At 36.3% G+C, this 7,355-nt stretch carries 7 protein-coding genes and 1 tRNA gene; 6 read left to right on the top strand and 2 right to left on the bottom strand.

All coding sequences use genetic code 11. The annotated features are described in order from the left end of the window. The 6 genes from AA81_RS04080 to AA81_RS04055 all read left to right on the top strand — a co-directional run. Positions 1-1,309 (top strand): glycoside hydrolase family 57 protein (locus AA81_RS04080; RefSeq protein ID WP_103898291.1); only part of this gene is annotated, 1,309 nt, incomplete at its 5' end. 50 nt (positions 1,310-1,359) lie between these two features. Then, on the top strand, positions 1,360-1,935 hold the full coding sequence (locus AA81_RS04075; protein ID WP_103078511.1) for a 2-oxoacid:acceptor oxidoreductase family protein: 576 nt from the start codon (positions 1,360-1,362) through the stop codon (positions 1,933-1,935). Then, on the top strand, positions 1,928-2,230 hold the full coding sequence (locus AA81_RS04070; protein WP_103078510.1) for a 4Fe-4S binding protein: 303 nt from the start codon (positions 1,928-1,930) through the stop codon (positions 2,228-2,230). Before AA81_RS04075 ends, AA81_RS04070 begins: the two co-directional genes overlap by 8 nt. A 26-nt stretch (positions 2,231-2,256) precedes the next feature. Then, complete coding sequence (gene porA / locus AA81_RS04065; protein WP_103898290.1) at positions 2,257-3,426, top strand: pyruvate ferredoxin oxidoreductase; 1,170 nt, start codon at positions 2,257-2,259, stop codon at positions 3,424-3,426. 13 nt (positions 3,427-3,439) lie between these two features. Then, positions 3,440-4,420, top strand: a complete 981-nt coding sequence (locus AA81_RS04060) for a thiamine pyrophosphate-dependent enzyme (RefSeq protein WP_169999605.1) — start codon at positions 3,440-3,442, stop codon at positions 4,418-4,420. 150 nt (positions 4,421-4,570) lie between these two features. Further along, on the top strand, positions 4,571-6,565 hold the full coding sequence (locus AA81_RS04055; protein ID WP_103898288.1) for a peptidylprolyl isomerase: 1,995 nt from the start codon (positions 4,571-4,573) through the stop codon (positions 6,563-6,565). A gap of 43 nt (positions 6,566-6,608) precedes the next feature. Here AA81_RS04055 and AA81_RS04050 read toward each other — a convergent pair. Together AA81_RS04050 and AA81_RS04045 are read right to left on the bottom strand one after the other, a co-directional pair. Further along, a tRNA-Gln gene (locus AA81_RS04050) sits at positions 6,609-6,683 on the bottom strand. Positions 6,684-6,743: 60 nt separating this feature from the next. Beyond that, the coding region (locus tag AA81_RS04045) for an FAD-dependent protein (protein ID WP_342750120.1) at positions 6,744-7,355 on the bottom strand (612 nt) is incomplete at its 5' end.

Raw genomic sequence — 7,355 nt, 5'->3', positions numbered from 1 at the left:
AAAAGATGAAGATCCTAGGACGCACCAACTAGCCCAACATTATAGGCGAGAGCTAATAGAAGATATAAATATTTTTTCTGAAGAATATAATCAAGATATATTAAAAGCTTTCAAGGAATTTAAAGATAAAGGTTACATTGAAGTGATAACATCTAATGGAACACATGGATATCTACCTTTTTATCGGGATTATCCAGAGGCTATTAAAGCTCAAATAAAATCTGCCGTGTTGACCTTCAAAAAATACTTTGGTGACCATCCTAAAGGGATGTGGTTGGCAGAATGCGCTTATTTTAAAGGGCTGGATAAATATTTATCAGACGAAGATATACGATATTTTTTTGTAGATACACACGGTTTTACTTATGCAGACAGTAAGCCGAGGTATGGTGTGTATAGACCTATTATTACCCCAAATAAAGTTTTTGTTTTTGCCAGAGATCCTGAATCGAGTGAGCAGATATGGAGTTCTGAAGTTGGTTATCCTGGCGATCCAAGATATCGAGAATTTTACAAAGATATTGGTTATGACAGAGAAGACGATTACATTAGGCCATATGTAGATCCAAGTGGAACAAGGTGTAATACTGGAATAAAGTATCATCGTATTACCAACAAATCATTATCCTTGGACAAAAAAGAAATATATGATCTTAGTGAAGCCATGAACGCTGTAAAAGAGCATGTAAGTGATTATTTATTTAAGAAGACTTCGCAAATCAGGAAATTATCGGCAATTTTAGATGAAGAAGAACCGGTAATTGTAGCTCCCTTTGATGCTGAACTATTTGGTCATTGGTGGTATGAGGGTCCGAAATTTTTGGAAGAGCTTTTTAGGCAATCTTTTGAAAATAAAGAGTTAGAATTTTCTGTACCTTCTGAGATTTTACAAACAGTTAAAAAAGTTCAAATAACTTATCCCGGCGAAACTTCGTGGGGTGCCGGAGGATACCACGATGTTTGGCTTAATGGAAAAAACGATTGGATTTATAAACATATTCACGAGATAACTGAAAGAATGATAGAAAAAGCAAATGTTTTTAAGGATCCTACAAATTTACAGAAAAGGATTTTAAATCAGATGATGAGAGAGGTTCTTCTTGCACAAGCAAGTGATTGGCCTTTTATAATGACCACAGGGACCACAATAGAATATGCAAAAAATCGAGTTAAATACCATATTAACAGATTTTTGGAACTCGATAAAATGTTAGAAAAGCAAGAAATTAACGATGAAAAGCTCTCATTTTATGAATGGATAGATAATATCTTTAGAAATATTGGTTACACCATATTTTCAAGTGACTAAAGAACAAACTAATTTATTGAAAATTATTACGTGAAGGGAGGATAAGAACCTTGCCAGAAAAATATTTTGAGATAAGGTGGCATGCAAGAGCAGGACAAGGCGCGAAAAGTGCTTCTCAATTTTTAACAGAAGCTGCAGAAGAAGCTGGGAAGTATTCAAGTTCATTTCCAGAATATGGAGCAGAAAGATCCGGTGCTCCGATGAAAGCTTTTAACAGGGTTGCGGATGTTCCTATTAGAATTAAAAGTAACATAGAGACTCCCGATGTGGTAGTTGTTATAGACGACACACTTTTAAAAAATTCAGAAGTAACATCTGGTTTGGCTGAGGATAAATTGTTGTTAGTCAACACAACTAGAAGCATCGAAGAGGTAAGAAATTTAACGGGATATAAAGGAAAAACCGGTGTAATACCTGCTACGAACATAGCATTGGAAGAAATAAAAAGGGGTATACCTAACACTGTTATGATAGGAGCTTTGATAAGAGCTACCGATATAGTACCTTTAGATGCCGTTAAAGAAAAAATCAAGGCTGCTTTCTCCAAAAAGTTCTCTGATGAAGTGGTAAGAGCCAATATTAGAGCACTGGAGAGAGGGTACCAGGAGGTGAAACTTAGTGAGTGATTTGAAAGGATGGAAAGATATCCCTATTGGTGGTGTAATTGATAAACCTGCTACTGCAAGGGAATACAAAACAGGTGAATGGAGGATTCAAAGACCTATAATAGATAGAGAAAAATGTACTAACTGTATGCAATGTTGGCTTTATTGTCCCGATATGGCTATAGGTGGTGGGCTTGATGGTAAAAAGATGAAATTGGGAGAAGTGAATTTGGACTATTGTAAAGGCTGCGGTGTTTGTGCAGCTGTATGTCCAGTTAACGCAATAGAAATGAAATCTGAATCAGAATTTATTTAACGAAAATGTGAAGGAGGTTAAAATATATGCCCGTAAAATTAACGGTTACTGGAGCTGCTGCTGTTGCACACGCTATGAGGCAGATTAATCCTGACGTGGTGGCAGCTTATCCAATAACTCCTCAAACACCAATTGTTGAATATTATGCAGGATTCGTATCCGATGGCATTGTAGATACTGTGATGGTTCCTGTGGAATCTGAACACTCGGCTATGAGTGCAGTGGTAGGTTCCGCGGCATCTGGGGCCAGAACTATGACAGCCACAGCTGCAAATGGGTTAGCCTTAATGTCAGAAATAGTATATATAGCGGCTTCTTACAGACTTCCCATAGTAATGCCTATTGTGAATAGGGCATTATCCGGACCCATCAATATACACTGTGATCATTCCGATGCCATGATGGTAAGAGATTCTGGATGGATCCAGTTCTTCACTGAAAACCATCAAGAAGCCTATGATTTTACAATAATGGCTACCAAATTGGCGGAAAAAGAGAATGTATTGTTACCAGCGATGGTGAATTTGGATGGTTTCATTACTTCTCATGGAGTCGAGAGCTTCGAGATGTTAGATGATGAAGTGGTAAGGGAGTTTGTGGGAAGTTGGAACCCTAAATATTCTCTTTTAAACACAAAAAATCCTGTTACTTATGGTCCATTGGATCTTTTTGATTATTACTTTGAACATCATCGTCAACAAGAGGAAGCTATGAAAAATGCCTACAAAGAGCTTCCTGGAGTATTCGAGGAATTCGAAAAGATATCTGGGAGAAGATACGATTTTCTAGATTTGTACAAAGTAGATGATGCTGATTATTTAATGGTTGTTCTGAATTCTACTGCATCTACAGCAAAGTATGTTGTAGACCAACTTAGAGAAGAAGGACATAAGGTTGGATTGGTGAAACCTCAAGTCTTTACTCCTTTCCCTAAGAAAGAATTTCAGCAAGTTTTAAATGGAAGAAAGGGTGTAGTTGTTTTAGATAGAGCAATGTCTTTTGGGAAAGAAGCCCCTTTGTATTCCTTAGTAAAATCTTCTTTGTACGAGGTTGCTTCTCGGCCTTCTTTAGGTTCTTATATTTATGGTTTAGGAGGAAGAGACACAACTCCTGAAATGATAAGAGAAGCATTTGAAGATGCTCTTCAAGGAAATCTTATAACGGATGAACAAAGATACTTGGGCTTAAGAGAATAATCGGAGGTGAATAATTGTGCCAAATATTAGAGATATAGTAGGATACGTTGAAACACATGATTGGTCTTTTACCCAAGGCCATAGATTGTGTCCGGGGTGTAATGCTCCGATGGTTGCGAATTGGGCTACTTTGGCTGCCAAAAGTATGGGGTATGAACCTGTAGTGGGAGCTGCCACAGGTTGTTTGGAAGTTTCTTCCACAATATACCCGTTTACTTCTTGGAATGTGCCTTATATACACAACGCCTTTGAAAATGTTGCAGCTACAATATCCGGGGCTGAAGCTGCTTATAGATCCCTCTTAAACAGAGGAAAAATAGACAACGATAAGATAAAATTTATCGCATTTGCTGGTGATGGTGGCACTTACGATATAGGGTTACAATCATTATCTGGAGCAATAGAAAGAGGACACGATTTTGTTTACATCTTGTATGATAATGAAGGTTACATGAACACAGGTAACCAAAGATCTGGATCTACCCCTCCAGGTGCCGATTCAACTACCGCTCCCGTCGGTAAGGCTATATCAGGGAAGTTACAATTGAAAAAGAGTATAGTTGATATAGTAGCTGGTCATGAAGGCGTTTATGCTGCAACCGCAGCAACTGCCGAACCTTGGGATTTTATGAGAAAGATGCAAGCAGCATTAGAGTTCAAAGGGCCTTCTTTCATTGCTATGTTGGCACCATGTGTAAGATTTTGGAGAATTCCTGACGATTCAGGTCCAGAAGTAACTAAATTAGCTGTTGAAACAAAGTATTGGCCATTATGGGAATACAATATGGGCGTTTACAAAGTTACTAAGAAGCCTAAAACATTCAAACCAGTAAAAGATTACATAACCAAATTAGGAAGATACAGTAAGCTTATGAAAAGGCCGGATGCTAACGAAATATTGGAAGAACTTCAAAATTATGTCGACGCTAAATGGGATAGGTTGTTGGCATTAGAAGAGATTACTAAAGATAAACCTCTTAGAACAAAAATCTAGTAACTTTAAAGGGGATATTAATTTATCCCCTTTTTTCAATAATAAAAGATTAAACATTGGGGAAATTCAAAAAAATGTGGTAAAATTAAAATCAAATGCAGTTCGTTGCTAAAGACAGTAAAATTTTAAGAGTTTAGGAGGCATTAGTGAATGAATAATTGGTTTAAAAAGCACGAAAGATTGATCACTATAATAGTTATAGCAGGTTTTTTAGCAGGTATAGTTTGGTGGTCTGTGGCAACTTATGTATCATCTCGAAACCCTGCGACCACTTCACAAAATAGAGACACACTGAGGAAAGAAGACTCTGTTTTAGTTATCACTAAAGACGGCATAGATTTAGATTATCCCTATTGGATAATGAAGAGTGAAGTGGATAATATAACTCAACAGCAAGCACAGATCTATCAACAGTATTACGGTCAACAGTTGGATCCTATTTTTGATTATTTAACACTTGATAATCAAGTGGTAGATTTACTCTTTGACGAAAAAATTGTAAGATATTATGCGGAGCAAAACGATCTGTTGCCTTCTAAAGAAGAAGTGAATAATCAGATAAATACACAAGTCGATCAATATATATCTCAATACAAATCTGATGAATCAAATTGGGATAATATGCTTCAATATTATGGTAGTGAACAAAATATTCGAAATATTTTAATTTCCAGTTTACAACAAACAGTGGAGACCGATTTGATAAATAGTGCGGTTAAAGACGCAGTGGCACCAACTTCCAGAGAAGATGCTTTAGCTTATATCGAACAAAACTTCGAAAGTATAAAGAATGATTATGAAGAAGTTAGAGTGCAGCATATACTTCTTTCAGATGAGGCAACCGCCAATAACCTCAAAGAAGAGATTGAAACTGGTGAGATAACTTTTGAAGATGCCGCTTCTTTGTATTCAAAAGATACCTCTAATGCCACAAATTCTGGAGAGATTGGATGGATAAAACACGGGCAGTATGAAAAAAGTTTTGAAGATGCAGCTTTTAATGGACAAGTTGGTGAAATTATTGGACCTGTACAAACGTCGGAGGGTTTTCATTTGATAAGAGTGCTTGATAAGAAAATATTTGAACATCCGGAAGATGTTTTTCTATACGATGACGTATATGCTCAAGTAAGAAATACAGTTCAAGATCAAAAGTATGATAATTGGTTGTCTAATTATAAAGAAAGTGAAAACTTTGGGAGGAATTATTACGATACAAAGTTGATGTATATGTACGAGTTAACGAAGGCGGGTACAGATGTAGAAAGATTAGAAGAATTAGCGAAAGAATTAGAAAGTATTGTGTTCGAAGGTAATGAAATTTCAATGGAAGTTGATTCGGATTATTTAGCTGTATATACGATGGTTGTAAGCCAGCTAATGGGGTTATATAATGAGCAAACTACTTCCATAAATCAATATCTTAGCTTATCTGAATTTGTGGATCCAGATATTGTTTCACTAGGTTTGGACGCTATAAATGACAAACTCGAGGAATTGAATGCTCAATCAACTACAGATGTAAGCACTTCTTTATCAGGTGAAATATCAAAATATCAGGATGCTCAAAGTTATCTGAGTTCCAAAGAAGCCCTTGAGGCTTTGGGAGTAAGTACTACAGAAGATGCAAGCGTTATGAGAGCAGAATTACAAACTAAATCACAAGATTACACTGAAAAGTTAAAAAAGGTATTAGCCGATCTTTATGCACAGTATCCTTCTTCTAACACAGTAGTTCAACTTTATTATCAGTTGAACCCTCAAGATCCAAAAGTAAAGGTTAGCTATTCGAAGTTACAGTTGGATCAGTTAAAACAATACGCCTCTTATTTAGGATCCCAATATTTATTTTCATATTTTCAACAACAGATCACTGAAATCTTGGTAAATGTTCAAACAGTTGTAGATGCCACCCAGGCAGCAACCGATACAAAATTAGAAGCATTGGATGTTGGATTAGATTTAACTGATTTATTAGGGTTAAAGGAAATTAAATTGTCTTATTTGGAAACAATAAAAAAGATCGATCCTAACTATTATACTAATATTGATAGTATGATAGAAAGTGTACAAAAAGAAATAGAAGAAGCCAGTAATAGTTCGACAGACACATCTCAAATTGCTACTCAGTCGAATATCCAATAATAGAAATTGTAATAAAAAAAGGGGAGGTAATACCTCCCCTTTTTGGCTGGGACGGTAGGATTCGAACCTACGAATAACGGAGTCAAAGTCCGTCGCCTTGCCACTTGGCTACGTCCCATCTTCTAACTCTACAAAAATCATTATAACATATCAACCTCATTTTTGTCAATACACCTCTTTAAAACTCTTTTGCGATTAGGTATCCATGACTTGTAGCGTAGGTTATCGAACGGGTCCATCCGCTACAATCTCCAATTATTTTTACATTCCCAAAGAAATCATTGTTTATCTTATTTGCATAAAATTTAACCTCTGCTCCATATAAAAGATTATCTGGATAAGTAACGCCTTTTACAACTGTTTCTAATCGTTCCAAAAAATCGATTATTGATTCGATAGTACGTCTGGGGAGAGCTAGATTCAAATCTCCCAAAATAAAGTGCTTGGGATCTAACGTTGGTTCGACTCGTCCTAATTTTTTTGTCCTTTTTGAACCTTTAAAATCTTCATAGCATTGAAGAATAACCTTGTCTCCACCGGCAAGGATATTAGAAAGTTTTGCAATATAGGAACCATAACCTACAGGGTCGTTAAAAGGCTGAGTGAACGAATGAGTAACCAAAATCGCAAAATTAGTGTTGGTAGTCTTTTTGGTAGTGTTAGCATGTCCATTAACCGTTAGAAAGTCGTCGTAACTTTCCAAAGTAACCTCTCCGCCAGGATTGTTGCAAAAAGTTCTCACAATATAGCCTGTTTTGGTTTTTAGCCTAATTTTGAATTCGTACATCTC

The organism is Petrotoga halophila DSM 16923 (assembly GCF_002924615.1).
This window is presented reverse-complemented; position numbering and strand designations above follow the sequence as displayed.

Bases quoted from the DNA above. Each gene is read 5' to 3' on its own strand.
- porA (WP_103898290.1), top strand. From the start codon at position 2,257: ATGCCCGTAAAATTAACGGTTACTGGAGCTGCTGCTGTTGCACACGCT.
- AA81_RS04055 (WP_103898288.1), top strand. From the start codon at position 4,571: ATGAATAATTGGTTTAAAAAGCACGAAAGATTGATCACTATAATAGTT.